Annotated in this window: 10 protein-coding genes; 6 read left to right on the forward strand and 4 right to left on the reverse strand. The window is 55.6% G+C overall.

What is annotated here, in order from left to right; translation table 11 throughout:
* The first annotated feature begins 1 nt into the window (after position 1).
* The 6 genes from mukF to IEX01_RS03405 all read left to right on the forward strand — a co-directional run bounded on the left by mukF (position 2) and on the right by IEX01_RS03405 (position 9884).
* Positions 2-1324: a chromosome partition protein MukF gene (mukF, locus tag IEX01_RS03380; RefSeq protein ID WP_188723264.1), complete on the forward strand. Its 1323-nt coding sequence runs from the start codon at positions 2-4 to the stop codon at positions 1322-1324.
* Complete coding sequence (gene mukE / locus IEX01_RS03385) at positions 1305-2015, forward strand: chromosome partition protein MukE (protein WP_024561464.1); 711 nt, start codon at positions 1305-1307, stop codon at positions 2013-2015. Before mukF ends, mukE begins: the two co-directional genes overlap by 20 nt.
* The gene (gene mukB / locus IEX01_RS03390) at positions 2008-6465 is read left to right on the forward strand and encodes a chromosome partition protein MukB (RefSeq protein WP_024556986.1); all 4458 of its coding nucleotides are present in this window, start codon (positions 2008-2010) and stop codon (positions 6463-6465) included. The genes mukE and mukB overlap by 8 nt, the downstream gene beginning before the upstream one ends.
* 166 nt (positions 6466-6631) lie before the next feature.
* Entirely contained in the window at positions 6632-8467 is a 1836-nt protein-coding gene (gene ldtD / locus IEX01_RS03395; protein ID WP_188723265.1) for a L,D-transpeptidase, read from the forward strand.
* Between the two features lie 179 nt (positions 8468-8646).
* Positions 8647-9198, forward strand: a complete 552-nt coding sequence (mepK, locus tag IEX01_RS03400; RefSeq protein ID WP_024556984.1) for a peptidoglycan L,D-endopeptidase MepK — start codon at positions 8647-8649, stop codon at positions 9196-9198.
* A 38-nt stretch (positions 9199-9236) separates the two neighbouring features.
* Positions 9237-9884, forward strand: a complete 648-nt coding sequence (locus IEX01_RS03405; RefSeq protein ID WP_024556983.1) for an MBL fold metallo-hydrolase — start codon at positions 9237-9239, stop codon at positions 9882-9884.
* A gap of 44 nt (positions 9885-9928) precedes the next feature.
* Here IEX01_RS03405 and IEX01_RS03410 read toward each other — a convergent pair whose 3' ends face one another.
* The 4 genes from IEX01_RS03410 to pncB all read right to left on the reverse strand — a co-directional run bounded on the left by IEX01_RS03410 (position 9929) and on the right by pncB (position 15701).
* Positions 9929-11119 (reverse strand): amino acid aminotransferase, encoded by a 1191-nt coding sequence (locus IEX01_RS03410; protein WP_048888415.1) that lies wholly within the window; start codon positions 11117-11119, stop codon positions 9929-9931.
* A gap of 184 nt (positions 11120-11303) precedes the next feature.
* Positions 11304-12413 carry a porin gene (locus IEX01_RS03415; RefSeq protein WP_048888416.1) on the reverse strand — a complete coding sequence of 370 codons (1110 nt, stop codon included), beginning with the start codon at positions 12411-12413 and terminating at the stop codon, positions 11304-11306.
* A 518-nt stretch (positions 12414-12931) separates the two neighbouring features.
* Positions 12932-14332 carry an asparagine--tRNA ligase gene (gene asnS, locus IEX01_RS03420; RefSeq protein ID WP_024556980.1) on the reverse strand — a complete coding sequence of 467 codons (1401 nt, stop codon included), beginning with the start codon at positions 14330-14332 and terminating at the stop codon, positions 12932-12934.
* A 166-nt stretch (positions 14333-14498) separates the two neighbouring features.
* A complete protein-coding gene (pncB, locus tag IEX01_RS03425; protein ID WP_024561459.1) occupies positions 14499-15701 on the reverse strand; it encodes a nicotinate phosphoribosyltransferase in 1203 nt (400 codons plus the stop codon).
* Between the last annotated feature and the right edge of the window lie 160 nt (positions 15702-15861).

Here is a 15861-nt window from a genome sequence, read left to right on the forward strand (position 1 = left end):
TATGAGTACTTTTTCCCAGACAGTCCCCGAACTGGTTGCCTGGGCCAGGAAAAATGATTTTTCCATCCAGCTTCCGGTTGACCGACTGGCTTTTCTGCTGGCGGTGGCCACGCTTAACGGCGAACGTCTGGATGGCGAAATGAGCGAAGGGGAGCTGGTGGACGCGTTTCGTCACGTCAGCGACGCGTTTGAACAGACCACGGAAACGGTGGCCCAGCGCGCGAACAACGCCATCAACGATATGGTGCGCCAGCGCTTGCTCAACCGTTTCACCAGCGAACAGGCGGAAGGAAACGCGATTTACCGCCTGACGCCACTCGGTATCGGTATTACCGACTACTACATCCGCCAGCGCGAGTTTTCCACGCTGCGTCTTTCCATGCAGCTTTCCATCGTAGCCGGCGAGCTGAAACGCGCCGCGGATGCCGCGCAGGAAAACGGCGATGAGTTTCACTGGCATCGCAACGTTTATGCGCCGCTCAAATATTCCGTCGCGGAAATTTTCGATAGCATCGATTTAACCCAGCGCATCATGGATGAGCAGCAACAGCTGGTGAAGGACGATATCGCGCAGTTGCTTAATAAAGACTGGCGCGCGGCTATCTCCAGCTGTGAACTGCTGCTGTCCGAAACCTCCGGCACCTTGCGTGAACTGCAGGATACGCTGGAAGCGGCTGGCGATAAGCTGCAGGCAAACCTGCTGATGATTCAGGAAGCGACATTAGGCCGCGACGATTTGCATTTTATCGACCGGCTGGTTTTCGATCTGCAAAGCAAACTCGACCGCATTATTAGCTGGGGTCAGCAGGCCATCGACCTCTGGATTGGCTATGACCGTCACGTGCATAAGTTTATCCGCACCGCCATCGATATGGACAAAAACCGCGTCTTCGCCCAGCGTTTGCGTCAGTCGGTGCAGAGCTATTTCGACGCGCCGTGGGCGCTGACCTACGCCAACGCCGAGCGTCTGCTTGATATGCGCGATGAAGAGATGGCGCTGCGCGATGACGAAGTCACCGGCGAGCTGCCGCCGGATCTGGAGTTTGAAGAGTTTAACGAGATCCGCGAACAGCTGGCGGCGATGATAGAAGCGCAGCTTGAGGTCTTTAAATCCAGACAGCAACCGCTGGATCTCGGCGTAGTGATGCGCGACTATCTGGCGCAATTCCCACGCGCGCGCCATTTTGATGTGGCGCGTATCGTCGTCGACCAGGCCGTGCGGCTTGGGGTGGCGGAAGCTGACTTTACCGGGCTGCCGGCGAAATGGCAGCTCATTAATGATTACGGAGCCAAGGTACAGGCGCATGTCATTGACAAATATTGAACAAGTGATGCCGGTTAAGCTGGCGCAGGCGCTGGCGAACCCGCTGTTTCCGGCGCTCGACAGCCAGCTTCGCGCCGGGCGTCACGTTGGCCTGGAAGAGCTGGATAATCACGCTTTCTTGATGGACTTCCAGCACGAGCTGGAAGAGTTTTATGGCCGCTACAATGTAGAGCTGGTGCGCGCGCCGGAAGGTTTTTTCTATTTGCGCCCTCGCTCCACGACACTGATTCCCCGTTCGGTGCTTTCCGAACTCGACATGATGGTCGGCAAAATTCTTTGCTACCTCTATCTGAGCCCGGAGCGCCTCGCCAACGAAGGCATCTTCACCCAGCAGGAACTCTATGACGAGCTGCTGGCACTGGCGGATGAAAGTAAGCTGCTGAAGTTAGTAAATAACCGCTCTACTGGCTCCGATCTCGACAGGCAGAAGCTGCAGGAAAAGGTGCGCTCTTCGCTCAACCGCCTGCGCCGTCTGGGGATGGTCTGGTTTATGGGCCATGACAGCAGTAAATTCCGCATTACCGAATCGGTCTTCCGCTTTGGCGCCGATGTGCGCAGCGGCGACGATCCGCGCGAAGCGCAGCTGCGCATGATCCGCGACGGCGAAGCGATGCCGGTCGAGAGCAGTCTGCAACTCAACGACGAGAATGACGACAACCAGACGGAACGCGGAGAGGAAGAGAATGATTGAACGCGGTAAATTTCGCTCACTGACGCTTATCAACTGGAACGGCTTTTTCGCCCGTACGTTTGATCTCGATGAACTGGTGACCACGCTTTCTGGCGGCAACGGCGCCGGGAAATCCACCACGATGGCGGCATTTGTCACCGCGCTGATCCCGGACCTGACGCTGCTTCACTTCCGTAATACCACCGAAGCAGGCGCGACATCCGGCTCTCGTGATAAGGGCCTGCACGGCAAGCTTAAAGCGGGCGTCTGCTATTCGGTGCTGGACGTTATCAATTCGCGTCACCAGCGCGTGCTGGTGGGCGTTCGCCTGCAACAGGTGGCCGGGCGCGACCGGAAAGTGGATATTAAACCTTTTGCTATTCAGGGGTTGCCGAGCAGCCTGCTGCCGACGCAGTTGCTGACCGAAACGCTGAATGAACGTCAGGCGCGCGTGCTCTCGCTAAACGAGCTGAAAGAGAAAATCGACGCGATGGAGGGAGTGCAGTTTAAGCAGTTCAACTCCATTACCGATTATCACTCTTTGATGTTCGACTTAGGCATCGTGGCGCGTCGCCTGCGTTCTGCTTCAGACCGCAGCAAATATTACCGCCTGATTGAAGCCTCGCTCTATGGCGGCATCTCCAGCGCCATTACCCGCTCGCTGCGCGACTACCTGCTGCCGGAAAACAGCGGCGTGCGTAAAGCCTTCCAGGATATGGAGGCGGCGCTGCGTGAGAACCGCCTGACGCTGGAAGCCATTCGCGTCACCCAGTCTGACCGCGACCTCTTCAAGCACCTGATTTCTGAAGCCACCAACTACGTGGCGGCGGACTATATGCGTCACGCCAACGAGCGCCGCATTCATCTCGACAAGGCGATTGAGTACCGCCGCGAACTTTTCACCAGTCGTAAGCAACTGGTGGCCGAGCAGTATAAGCATGTCGATATGGCGCGCGAGCTGGCGGAACACGCCGGTGCGGAAGGGGACCTTGAGACCGATTACCAGGCGGCGAGCGACCATCTGAATCTGGTGCAGACCGCGCTGCGCCAGCAGGAGAAAATCGAGCGTTACGAAGCGGATCTCGACGAACTGCAGATGCGTCTGGAAGAGCAGAACGAAGTGGTGGCGGAAGCCGCCGAGCAGCAGGAAGAGAACGAAGCCCGCGCCGAAGCCGCCGAGCTTGAGGTGGATGAACTCAAGAGCCAGCTTGCCGACTATCAGCAGGCGCTCGATGTTCAGCAGACTCGCGCTATACAGTATCAACAGGCGCTGACGGCGCTTAACCGCGCGCGCGAACTGTGCCATCTGCCTGACCTTAACGCCGACAGCGCCGCCGAATGGCTGGAGACTTTCCAGGCGAAAGAGCAGGAGGCAACGGAAAAACTGCTGACGCTTGAGCAGAAAATGAGCGTCGTGCAGGCGGCGCATAACCAGTTTGAGCAGGCGTATCAGCTGGTGACGGCTATTAACGGGCCGGTCAGCCGCGCCGATGCCTGGAGCGTGGCCCGCGAGCTGCTGCGCGACGCCAGCCAGCAGCGCCACCTTACCGAACAGGTGCAGCCGCTGCGCATGCGCCTTTCGGAACTGGAACAGCGCCTGCGCGAACAGCAGGAGGCTGAGCGTTTGCTGGCGGAGTTTTGCAAGCGTCAGGGCAGACATTATGAGCCGGACGAGCTTGAAGCGCTGCATCAGGAGCTGGAAGCGCAGATCGCCGCGCTGTCAGACAGCGTTTCGCAGGCCAGTGAACAGCGTTTGACGTTACGTCAGGAGCTGGAGCAACTGCAGGCGCGCATCAAGAGCCTGAACAGCCGCGCGCCAGTCTGGCTGGCGGCGCAAAACAGCCTTAATCAGATTAGCGAGCAGAGCGGCGAAATTTTCGAATCGGGCCAGCAGGTCACCGAATATCTTCAGCAACTGCTGGAGCGTGAGCGTGAAGCCATCGTTGAGCGTGATGAAGTCGGCGCCCGCAAGCGTGCGGTCGATGAGGAAATTGAACGCCTGAGCCAGCCCGGCGGCGCCGATGACGCGCGTCTGAATACGCTGGCGGAACGCTTCGGCGGCGTGCTGCTTTCAGAAATTTATGACGATGTGTCGCTCGACGATGCGCCGTACTTCTCTGCGCTCTATGGTCCTTCACGCCACGCTATCGTGGTGCCGGACCTTTCTCTGGTGCGAGAGCAGCTCGACGGACTGGCGGACTGCCCGGAAGATCTCTACCTGATCGAAGGGGATCCGCAGTCTTTTGACGACAGCGTATTCAGCGTTGAAGAGCTGGAAAAAGCCGTCGTCGTGAAAGTGGCGGATCGCCAGTGGCGTTACTCTCGTTTCCCGCAGCTGCCGCTCTTTGGCCGCGCCGCGCGTGAGAGCCGTATTGAAAGCCTGCATGCCGAACGCGAGTCGCTGGCGGAACGCTACGCCACGCTCTCTTTTGACGTGCAGAAAACCCAGCGCCTGCATCAGGCCTTCAGCCGCTTTGTCGGGCAGCATCTGGCGGTCGCCTTCGAGGCGGACCCGGAAGCGGAAGTCCGCGCGCTTAACACGCGACGTAATGAAATCGAACGCGCCATCAGCCAGCATGAAAATGACAATCAGCAACAGCGCGCGCAGTTCGAGCAAGCGAAAGAGGGCGTGGCCCAGCTTAACCGCCTGCTGCCGCGTCTGAACCTGCTGGGCGACGAGACGCTGGCGGACCGCGTGGACGAAATTCATGAGCGTCTGGACGAAGCGCAGGAAGCGGCCCGCTTTATTCAGCAGCATGGCAATCAGCTGGCGAAGCTTGAGCCGCTGCTTTCCGTGCTGCAAAGCGACCCGGAGCAGTTTGAGCAGCTTAAAGAGGATTATGAATACGCGCGCCAGGTGCAGCGTGACGCCCGCCAGCAGGCGTTTGCCCTGAGCGAAGTGGTGCAGCGACGCGCGCATTTTAGCTACAGCGATTCGGCGGAGATGCTAAGCGGCAACAGCGATCTTAACGAGAAGCTGCGCCAGCGGCTGGAACAGGCGGAGGCGGAGCGCGCCCGTGCGCGCGACGCGCTGCGTACCCACGCCGCCCAGCTCAGCCAGTATCATCAGGTATTGGCATCGCTCAAAAGCTCCTTCGACACCAAAAAAGAGCTGCTGGGCGACTTGCACAAAGAGCTGCAGGATATCGGCGTACGCGCCGATCCCGGCGCGGAAGAGCGAGCGCGCCTGCGTCGCGACGAACTGCATATGCAGCTCAGCAATAACCGTTCGCGCCGCAATCAGCTGGAAAAACAACTGACGCTGTGTGAAGCGGAAATGGATAACCTGACCCGCAAACTCAAACGTCTGGAGCGCGACTACCTTGAAATGCGCGAACAGGTGGTAAGCGCTAAAGCGGGCTGGTGCGCAGTGATGCGTCTGGTGAAAGATAACGGCGTTGAACGCCGTCTGCATCGCCGGGAGCTGGCTTATCTTTCCGGCGATGAGCTGCGTTCCATGTCGGATAAAGCGCTTGGCGCGCTGCGTCTGGCGGTGGCGGATAACGAGCATTTGCGCGACGTGCTGCGCATGTCCGAAGACCCGAAACGTCCGGAGCGTAAAATCCAGTTCTTCGTGGCCGTTTACCAGCATCTGCGCGAGCGTATCCGCCAGGATATTATTCGCACCGACGACCCGGTGGAAGCTATTGAGCAGATGGAGATTGAGCTGAGCCGCCTGACCGAAGAGCTGACTTCGCGCGAGCAGAAACTGGCGATCAGCTCCCGCAGCGCGGCGAACATTATTCGTAAAACCATTCAGCGTGAACAGAACCGTATCCGCATGCTGAACCAGGGGCTGCAGAGCGTCTCCTTCGGACAGGTAAACAGCGTAAGGCTGAACGTGAACGTGCGTGAGACGCATGCCACGCTGCTGGATGTGCTTTCCGAGCAGCACGAGCAGCATCAGGACCTGTTCAACAGCAGCCGCCTGACCTTCTCCGAAGCGCTGGCGAAGCTTTATCAACGCCTGAATCCGCAAATCGATATGGGGCAGCGCACGGCGCAAACCATCGGCGAGGAACTGCTCGATTACCGTAACTATCTTGAGATGGAAGTCGAAGTTAACCGTGGTTCCGACGGTTGGCTGCGTGCGGAGAGCGGGGCGCTTTCCACCGGCGAGGCTATCGGTACCGGTATGTCGATTCTGGTGATGGTGGTGCAGAGCTGGGAAGATGAAGCGCGCCGCCTGCGCGGCAAAGATATCTCGCCTTGCCGGTTGCTTTTCCTGGATGAAGCGGCGCGTCTCGATGCCCGTTCTATCGCCACGCTGTTTGAACTGTGCGAGCGTCTGGAAATGCAGCTTATTATCGCGGCGCCAGAGAACATCAGCCCGGAAAAAGGGACCACCTATAAACTGGTGCGTAAAGTGTTCCAGAATCACGAACATGTTCATGTGGTGGGTCTGCGTGGTTTTGCCTTACAGCAAAACGAACCTGGCGAAGCGCTGGCTGGAACGGCCGATGTTTCCTGATAAGTCATAATCGGAAAAGCGGGCTACGGCCCGCTTTTTTTGTAGCGTAAAATCTTTAATTATCTTTACATTTGGTCAGGCAAATGGTTTTTTCTCTTTATATACTGAAAATAAGTTTGCGGGCTGGCTCGCAAACCCAATGATGTGATTAAACAGGGGGCAAGGGATGGTGCTTAACAATATGCAACGGTTACGATGGTCGACGCTTAGCTTGTGCGTGGCCCTCGGTTTCGCTCCGCTGTTTAGTGTTCAGGCCGACGAGCCTGAAGTCGTGCCGAGTGACAGTACGGCGACCACGGGCGTACAGCCGGCAGCGCTTGCGCAACCGCTCGCCCAGGCTGCCTCAACGGCAATGATGGCTGGCATTCAACCTCTCAATGAGGGCATGTCCGCTGCGCAAAGCCGTTCACAAATCGAATCGCAATTGCCGGCGGGGTATAAGCCGGTTTATTTGAACGCGCTCTCCGCGCTCTATGCCGCGCGTGAAATGAAACCCATGTGGGAAAATCGCGATGCGGTACAGGCTTTTCAGCAACAGCTGGCGGAAGTGGCCATCGCGGGATTCCAGCCGCAATTCACTGCCTGGATTGAGCAACTTACCGATCCCGCCGTCACGGGTATGGCGCGCGATATTGTGCTGTCAGACGCCATGATGGGGTATTTACAGTTCGTCGCAGGCATTCCTACCCAGGGTAACCGCTGGCTGTACAGCAGCAAACCTTATAAGGCGGAAACGCCGCCGCTTTCCGTTATTAACCAGTGGCAAACGGCGCTGGATAATGGCTCGTTGCAAGCTTTTGTCGCCTCGCTTGCTCCGCAGCATCCGCAATATGCCGCTATGCATGAATCCCTGCTGCGTCTGGTAGCGGACAACCGCCCATGGCCGCAACTGGTAAGCAAAGCTAAACTAAGCCCGGGCCAGTGGAGCAATGATATCGGCGCGCTGCGTGAAATTCTCCAGCGTAACGGCATGCTTGATGGCGGGCCGGAAATCGTGCTGCCAGGGGACGCCAGCGCCGATAACGCGGTAGTTAGCCCTTCCGCTGTTAGCGAAACACCGCGCGGTGCGAAGTCGAAAGCGGCGCAAACCCGCGGCATTTACGATAGTGAACTTGTGGCGGCGGTAAAACGGTTCCAGAAGTGGCAGGGACTGGGCGCTGACGGCGTGATTGGTCAGTCTACCCGCGACTGGCTCAACGTCAGCCCCGCGCAGCGCGCCGGGTTGCTGGCGCTTAATATCCAACGTCTGCGTTTGCTGCCTGGCAAACTCAACACCGGCATCATGGTCAATATTCCAGAATTCTCGCTGGTTTATTACCAGAACGGCACAGAGGTGCTGGCTTCAAAAGTGATTGTCGGCAGGCCGGACCGGAAAACGCCATTAATGAGCAGCGCGCTTAACAACGTGGTGGTCAACCCGCCATGGAACGTGCCGCCAACGCTTGCCCGCAAGGATATCCTGCCGAAGGTGTGGAATGACCCGGGCTATCTGGCGCGTCATAACTACACGGTGCTGCGAGGCTGGAGCAGTAATGCTGAAGTTATAGACCCCTATATGGTCGACTGGGGCACCATTACGCCGGGCAACCTGCCTTTCCGCTTCCAGCAGGCGCCGGGCGATCACAACTCGCTGGGGCGCTATAAGTTCAATATGCCCAGTTCCGATGCGATTTACCTGCACGATACGCCGAACCATAATCTCTTCCAGAAGGATGTGCGGGCGCTGAGCTCCGGCTGCGTGCGCGTTAATAAGGCATCTGAGTTAGCTAACATGCTCTTGCAGGATGCGGGCTGGAACGACACGCGGATTTCCACGGCGCTTAAGGAGGGCAATACGCGCTACGTCAATATCCGGCAATCTATCCCGGTCAACCTCTATTATCTGACCGCCTTTGTTGGTGAAGATGGCCGTACCCAGTATCGTACAGATATTTACAATTATGATCAGACCGCGCGATCGGGCGCACAAATCTTGTCAAAAGCTGAAAAATTGATCCGCTAACTTCAGTGACGTCAAAAAGTTAAGCGTCAGAATAACGAGAAAAAAACGGGCCTGCATCGCTGCAAGGCCCGTTTTTACTGGGTTTCGCCTGTCTTGACGAGTTCTTCTACGACAGTTATGGTGCGCTCTCTTGCGCCAGAAGTGCATTAAACGATCACCCAGACTTGTAGACCTTTATCATGGATAATATTGACGCTAATCGCCGCAAATTGCTGGCGTTAGGTGGCGCTGCGCTGGGCGCGGCCGCTATCCTGCCGACGCCCGCTTTTGCAACCCTCTCGACGCCACGTCCGCGTATTTTAACGCTGAATAATCTCCACACCGGGGAGTCGATCAAGGCCGAGTTTTTCGATGGCCGGGGCTATATTCAGGATGAATTAGCAAAGCTTAATCATTTCTTCCGTGATTTCCGCGCGAATAAAGTAAAAGCCATTGACCCCGCTCTGTTTGACCAGCTTTATCGCCTGCAGGGATTGCTTGGCACTCGTCGACCGGTACAGCTAATTTCCGGTTATCGCTCACGTGATACCAACAATGAATTGCGCGCCCACAGCCGCGGTGTGGCAAAAAACAGTTACCACACGAAAGGCCAGGCGATGGACTTCCATATTGAAGGCATTTCGCTCAGCAATATTCGCAAAGCCGCGTTATCTCTGCGCTCAGGTGGTGTAGGATATTACCCCAGCAGTAACTTTGTGCATATTGATACCGGGCCGGTAAGGCACTGGTAAATAAAACGGTTCCGGCGCGAGCCGGGTAAAGGAGCGGTATGAACCATCATATTATTCCGGTAACGGCGTTCGCGCAGAACTGCTCGTTAATCTGGTGTGAGGAAACAGGCGAGGCGGCGCTGGTAGACCCAGGCGGCGACGCGGCGCGCATTAAGGTGGAGGTGGCTTCCTGTAACGTCACCGTCAAGCAAATCCTGTTAACTCACGGCCATCTCGACCATGTCGGCGCGGCGGCGGAGCTCGCTTCGCATTACGGCGTACCGATTGTCGGCCCGGAAAAAGAAGATGAGTTCTGGCTGCAAGGCTTGCCGCAGCAAAGCCGAATGTTCGGTCTGGATGAGTGCCAGCCGTTGACGCCGGACCGTTGGCTTAGCGAAAAGGATACGGTTAATGTTGGCAACATCACGTTACAGGTGCTGCATTGCCCGGGCCACACGCCTGGCCATATTGTCTTTTTCGACGAGAAATCGCGTCTGCTGGTTTCCGGTGATGTGATTTTCAAAGGCGGAGTAGGCCGCAGCGATTTTCCGCGCGGCGACCACGGTCAGTTGATTGACGCTATCAAGCGTAAACTGTTGCCGCTGGGCGATGATGTCACCTTTATTCCTGGACATGGCCCAGTGTCCACACTCGGCTACGAGCGTCTGCACAATCCGTTTTTGCAGGATGAACAGCCCGTCTGGTAATACAAAAAAGGCCGCGTAATGCGGCCTTTTTTATGCGTGCTCTCTTACAGTACAGCGACAATCGCTTCGCATAGCGGCGCCATGTTATCCGGCGTCATCCCTGCCACGTTCACACGACCCGACGCCACAGCGTAAACGCCAAACTCTTCGCGCAGACGCAGCACCTGCTCTTTGGTCAGGCCGCTGAATGAGAACATGCCGTTCTGTTTGGTGATGAAGCTGAAATCGCGGTCGGCGCCTTTCTCGGCCAGCGTGTTAACGAACAGCTGACGCATACGGTGAATGCGCTGACGCATGTCGGTCAGTTCCTGCTCCCAGATAGCGCGCAGCGCGTCGTTGCTGAGGATAGTTGCGACTACCGCCGCGCCGTGTGCTGGCGGGTTGGAATAGTTAGCGCGAATACAAGATTTCATCTGGCTGAATGCGCGGTCGGCGGTTTCCGCATCTGCAGTAACCAGCGTGCAGGCGCCTACGCGCTCGTTGTACAGGCCAAAGTTTTTCGAGAAGGAGCTCGCCACGATAAGCTCTTTGTGCAGCGCTGCAAACGCGCGCAGGCCTTCCGCATCTTCTTCCAGACCGCGGGCAAAGCCCTGATAAGCGAAGTCGAACAGCGGCAGCCAGCCTTTCTCAACAGAAAGCTTCGCCAGCTGTTCCCACTGATCCAGCGTCGGGTCGATACCGGTCGGGTTATGACAGCAGCCGTGGAACAGCACAACATCGCCCGCCTGTGCTTCCTGCAGGCTATTGATCAGCCCTTCGAAGTCCAGCGCGTGGTTCTGCGCATCGTAGTAAGCGTATTCACGCACTTCCAGGCCGGCGGAATTAAATACGCCTTTATGGTTCGGCCAGCTCGGGTTGCTTACCCATACGCGTTTTACGCTGGTGTTTTTAGCAAGAAAATCCGCTGCTACGCGAAGCGCGCCGGTGCCGCCTGGCGTTTGCGCCGTACGAGCGCGTTTATCATTGATAATGGCGCTGCCTTTGCCGAACAGCAACTCCTGGGTGCAGCGGCCGAATTCAGGAATACCGTCGATGCCGAGATAGTTTTTCGTGGTTTCGTTTTCCAGCAGATACTGCTCTGCTTTCTTAACGCTGGTCAGCACCGGCGTCTTGCCGGTTTCATCTTTATAAACGCCGATCCCTAAGTTGATTTTGCTGGGACGATCGTCGGCACGAAACAGGTCGGCCAGGCCCAGAATAGGGTCGGCAGGGGCGGCGGTAATATTCTCAAACATGACGGATTCCATTGTGATGTCAGAAGGGAAATTCGCTATCAGGTTAACGGGAGATTTACAAAATGCCAACCGTTTGCCCTGAAAAGTTAGCGGGATCGCAAAAGATGAACGTTTTTGCTTTCGCCCATAAAAAAACAGGGCCGAAGCCCTGTTTTTATGCACTGAACAATAAGTTGTTCGGCAATTAGAACTGATAAGTTACCGCTACGCCAACCTGGTCATCAGCGCCAACGCCGCCCAGGCCACCGCCATTCTGCACGTAAGCATCATCTTTATCGAGCAGGTTGATCAGGTAGTCAACGTAGATGTTGAAGTTCTTGTTGAAGTAATAAGTTGCGCCAACCTGAACAAATTTAGCCATGTCAGCATCTCCACCGCCAAAGGTGCCAGCTGCTGTCAGGTCTTTACCTTTGGTCTGAACGTAAGACACTGCCGGGCGCAGTCCGAAGTCAAACTGGTATTGGGCAACCAGTTCGATGTTCTGAGTTTTATTAGCGATACCCAGAACATCACCCTGATCGGTCATGTTGCGGGTTTCTGCATAGGTAGCAGCCAGGTAAATGTTGTTGGCATCATATTTGGTGCCCACTGCCCAGGCTTCAGCATTATCGCCACGGCCATCAGCTTTCTGACCGCCAGCCGGAGTTGTGGTACGGTTAGAGTTGCTGTAAGCACCGATTACAGAGAAACCTTCGCCAAAATCGTAGCCCAAAGAGTAACCTACGCCGTCGCCGTTCGCCTGAGCATAATCAGTGCGATCGTTTTTACCCTGGTACTGTACGCCGAAGTTCAGGCCATCAGCCAGACCGAAGAAGTTGCTGTTGCGGTAAGTCAGCAGGCCAGTGGAGCGACCAGTCATGAAGTTATCAGAACCACCCAGAGTGGTCATACCGGACCAAATCGGTGCCATGTCGGTGATAGCTTCAACATCGTAAACGATACCGTAGTTACGACCGTAATCGATGGAACCAGCATCGCCCATTTTCAGACCAGCAAACGCCAGACGCTGTTTGGTGGTGTTGGTGGTTTCCGGGTTGTTCGCCGTTACGCGGTATTCCCACTGGCCGTAACCGGTCAGTTGGTCATTGATTTGAGTTTCGCCTTTAAAACCGATCTGTGCATACGTGGCGTCAGCATTGTTTGTTTCACCTGTCGTTGTGAAATCGTGCTCACCAACTACTTTGCCGTACAGATCCAGTTTGTTGCCGTTTTTGTTGTAGATTTCTGCAGCGTTAGCTGCACCGGCTACCAGCAGGGCAGGGATTACCACTGCCAGAATATTGCGCTTCATCATTATTTATTACCCTCATTGGTTTTTATGAACACCTGCCACTGCCGTCAATAATTCTGTACGGAACTATTGATGAGAGTTTGGTGTCTTTCTGTGTCTGAAGGCATCTTTCCATTCATATTCACGTTTCGCTAGCCTGAAAGTGCTACAAATATCTAAAATCAGTAACAAAAAGAAATATTGTGTAAGAATTTGTGTATTTTTGGGAACTTTGTGAACCACCTCAAATTTCATTCTTTAGGTGAATGGTTTTTGTGCATTCATTATCTATATATATGAATTGCTTATAGTTAATAAAGCAAAAGCCTTTGCTTATGCAAGAATGATACTCATCTCACCTTTTCTTATCTCTGACCTTTAGATGGCTGGATGGCTGTGTAAAAGATGAGCAAATATGCTATAGCGTGCGGTTTTTTAAAGTCGCAATATCTGTGTGGATAAAATTTTGTTGAAAAATATTTCTGTGTGAAGCGAGTGGATGCAGGAATGAAAAGGGCCAGCGAGCTGGCCCTTAGAAAAAATCAGAAGTTAGCGTTACGCGGGGTGCGCGGGAAGGGGATAACGTCACGCACGTTCTGTACGCCGGTGACGTAAGCGATTAAGCGCTCAAAGCCAAGGCCGAAACCGGAGTGGGGTACGGTGCCGTAACGGCGCAGATCGCGATACCACCAGTAATCTTCTTTATTAAGGCCCATCTCTTCCATGCGGGCGTCCAGCACATCCAGACGCTCTTCACGCTGGGAGCCGCCGATGATTTCACCGATGCCTGGCGCAAGCACGTCCATCGCCGCCACGGTTTTGCCATCTTCATTAAGTCGCATGTAGAAAGCCTTAATATCTTTCGGGTAGTTTTTCACTACCACTGGCGCTTTGAAGTGTTTCTCGGCCAGATAACGTTCATGCTCGGAAGCCAGATCCACGCCCCAGTAAACCGGGTTTTCGAACTTCTCGCCGCATTTCTCAAGAATGGCCACCGCGTCGGTGTAATCTACCTGGGCGAAATCGGCGGAAATGAAGCGCTGCAGGCGTTCAACGGCATCTTTATCCACGCGCTCGGCGAAGAATTTCATGTCGTCCATGCGCTCGTCCAGCACAGCTTTGAACACATACTTCAGCATCGCTTCGGCGAGGCTTGCCACATCGTTCAGATCGGCAAACGCCACTTCCGGCTCCAGCATCCAGAACTCCGCAAGGTGACGGCTGGTGTTCGAGTTTTCCGCACGGAAAGTCGGCCCGAAGGTATAGATTTTGGACAGCGCGCAGGCGTAAGTTTCGCCATTGAGCTGGCCGGAAACGGTGAGGAACGCTTCTTTACCGAAGAAATCTTTATCGAAATCGACTTTGCCTTCGCCAGTACGCGGCAGGTTCTCCAGATCCAGCGTTGAAACGCGGAACATCTCACCGGCGCCTTCTGTATCGGAGGCGGTAATCAGCGGCGTTGAAACCCAGAAGAAACCCTGCTCGTGGAAGAAACGGTGCAGCGCCTGCGCCAGCGTGTGACGCACGCGGGCAACCGCGCCAATCATATTGGTGCGCGGGCGCAGATGCGCCACTTCACGCAGATATTCGATGCTGTGGCGTTTTGCCGCCATCGGATAGGTATCCGGGTCATCGACCCAGCCGGTGACTTCAACGCGCGTCGCCTGCAGCTCAAAGCTCTGGCCCTGGCCTGGCGATTCCACCACCACGCCGGTCACAATCACGGAGCAGCCGGTGGTCAGGCGCAGCACTTCATCATTGTAATTGGGCAGAGAATGATTAATGACAGCCTGTACGGGATCAAAGCAGGAACCGTCATAGACGGCGAGGAAGGAGAGGCCAGCTTTTGAATCTCTACGGGTACGCACCCACCCGCGCACGGTGACTTCTTGGTCAACGGCTACGCGGCCCTGGAGTACGTCGGCTACAGGCACAACGCTCATAATTTTCTCTCTGGTTAATGGTCAAACATAAAATCCTTTAGCCCCAACGAGGGGGGTTATCTATGTTACCTGGCGCGCGCCATCAGACAAGCAGAATTCGCGGCGTGAAACAAAGAAATCGGAAAGGAGAGGGGGGATTCGGGAGCGAAGCCGCTCCCGGAAGGGGTTAGCTGGCGATTTTCACCTGCGGCAGGTCGAAAGCCTTGCGCAGCGCGCGTACAAACGCTTTATCGTGGCAAATGGTTTTGCCAGGACTGTCGGAGAGCTTCGCCACCGGTTTGCCGTTGCATTCCACAAGCTTAATCACGATGTTGAGCGGTTTAACGCCGGGAATATCGCAGGTCAGCCGGGTGCCGATGCCAAAACCGAGCTGAACGCGTGAAGCGAAGTGGCGATAGAGCAAGAGCGCTTTCGGCAAATCGAGGTTATCGGAGAACACCAGCGTTTTGCTGAGCGGGTCGATACCAAGGCGCTCGTAGTGCGCGATAGCCTTTTCGCCCCATTGCACCGGGTCTCCCGAGTCATGACGCAAGCCCTGATAACGGGTAGCGAAATCAGGACCGAAATCGCGCAGGAATGCATCCATAGTAATGCAGTCCGTCAGCGCGATGCCAAGCTGGTTCGGATACTCATCAAGCCATGCCCGCAGCGCCGCAATCTGGCTGTTAGCGAGAACCGGGCTAATCTGCTGGTGCGCCTGGAACCATTCGTGCGCCTGGGTGCCCATTGGCGTGAGCGAAAGACGGCGGGCGAGATCGTAGTTGCTGGTGCCGATAAACCAGGGTTCCTGCTGCAAACGTTCGACAATGGCCTGCTGAACGTCGCGGGAGAAGCGGCGACGGGTGCCGAAGTCCATCAGACGGAATGCGCTGAGGTCGAGGTCTGCGGTTAGAGTACGAAAATCAGCGAGTTTGCTTTCAAGGTGCGCAAGCGCCAGTTGAACGTTCGCTTCAGGAGAGCGGAAGCGGTGCACCAGTTCGCTGATAACCGCCAGCAGCGGCACTTCCCACAGAATGACTTCACGCCATGGCCCGCTTAAGCGGATATTCAGCTTACCATTGTCGTTGCTGATATCGACCTGCGAAGGGTCAAAGCGGAATGTTTTAAGCCAGGCGAGGTAGTCAGCTTTAAAGAAAGGCAGGCCGGAGAGCCACTGGAACTCCTCTTCGCTAAGCGCGAGATGCTGCATAGCGTTCACCTGTTCGCGAATAGCCTCAGCATAAATGCCCAGCAGGTCGTCACCACGACAGCGAAATTCCGCTGCGACATGCACATCATAATAGTGGTGGAAAACCGCCTGCTGCATATGCAGTTTATAGGCATCGGTGTCCAGCAGCGTTTGCAGTATGGGGGAAGCGAATTGTGTCATGGTGCGAAATGGCATCCTCTCACAGGAGCGTTTCCATCAAGGGCTAAGCAGATAAAGACGCAGGAGTATACCCTGATTATCGGTTTATTGAAGCAGGATCACAACACAACCCCTGTCGCAGGTCGAGGGCATTTTGTGCCTATGTTATCTAAATGTAGCA

The organism is Franconibacter daqui (assembly GCF_014644275.1).
Taxonomy (GTDB): Bacteria; Pseudomonadota; Gammaproteobacteria; order Enterobacterales; family Enterobacteriaceae; genus Franconibacter; species Franconibacter pulveris.

Excerpts from the sequence above, each read along its gene's own strand:
- mukE (WP_024561464.1), top strand. The coding sequence starts at position 1,305 with ATGTCATTGACAAATATTGAACAAGTGATGCCGGTTAAGCTGGCGCAG.
- mepK (WP_024556984.1), top strand. The coding sequence starts at position 8,647 with ATGGATAATATTGACGCTAATCGCCGCAAATTGCTGGCGTTAGGTGGC.
- IEX01_RS03405 (WP_024556983.1), top strand. The coding sequence starts at position 9,237 with ATGAACCATCATATTATTCCGGTAACGGCGTTCGCGCAGAACTGCTCG.
- mukB (WP_024556986.1), top strand. The coding sequence starts at position 2,008 with ATGATTGAACGCGGTAAATTTCGCTCACTGACGCTTATCAACTGGAAC.
- IEX01_RS03410 (WP_048888415.1), bottom strand. The coding sequence starts at position 11,119 with ATGTTTGAGAATATTACCGCCGCCCCTGCCGACCCTATTCTGGGCCTG.
- pncB (WP_024561459.1), bottom strand. The coding sequence starts at position 15,701 with ATGACACAATTCGCTTCCCCCATACTGCAAACGCTGCTGGACACCGAT.
- mukF (WP_188723264.1), top strand. The coding sequence starts at position 2 with ATGAGTACTTTTTCCCAGACAGTCCCCGAACTGGTTGCCTGGGCCAGG.
- IEX01_RS03415 (WP_048888416.1), bottom strand. The coding sequence starts at position 12,413 with ATGATGAAGCGCAATATTCTGGCAGTGGTAATCCCTGCCCTGCTGGTA.
- ldtD (WP_188723265.1), top strand. The coding sequence starts at position 6,632 with ATGGTGCTTAACAATATGCAACGGTTACGATGGTCGACGCTTAGCTTG.
- asnS (WP_024556980.1), bottom strand. The coding sequence starts at position 14,332 with ATGAGCGTTGTGCCTGTAGCCGACGTACTCCAGGGCCGCGTAGCCGTT.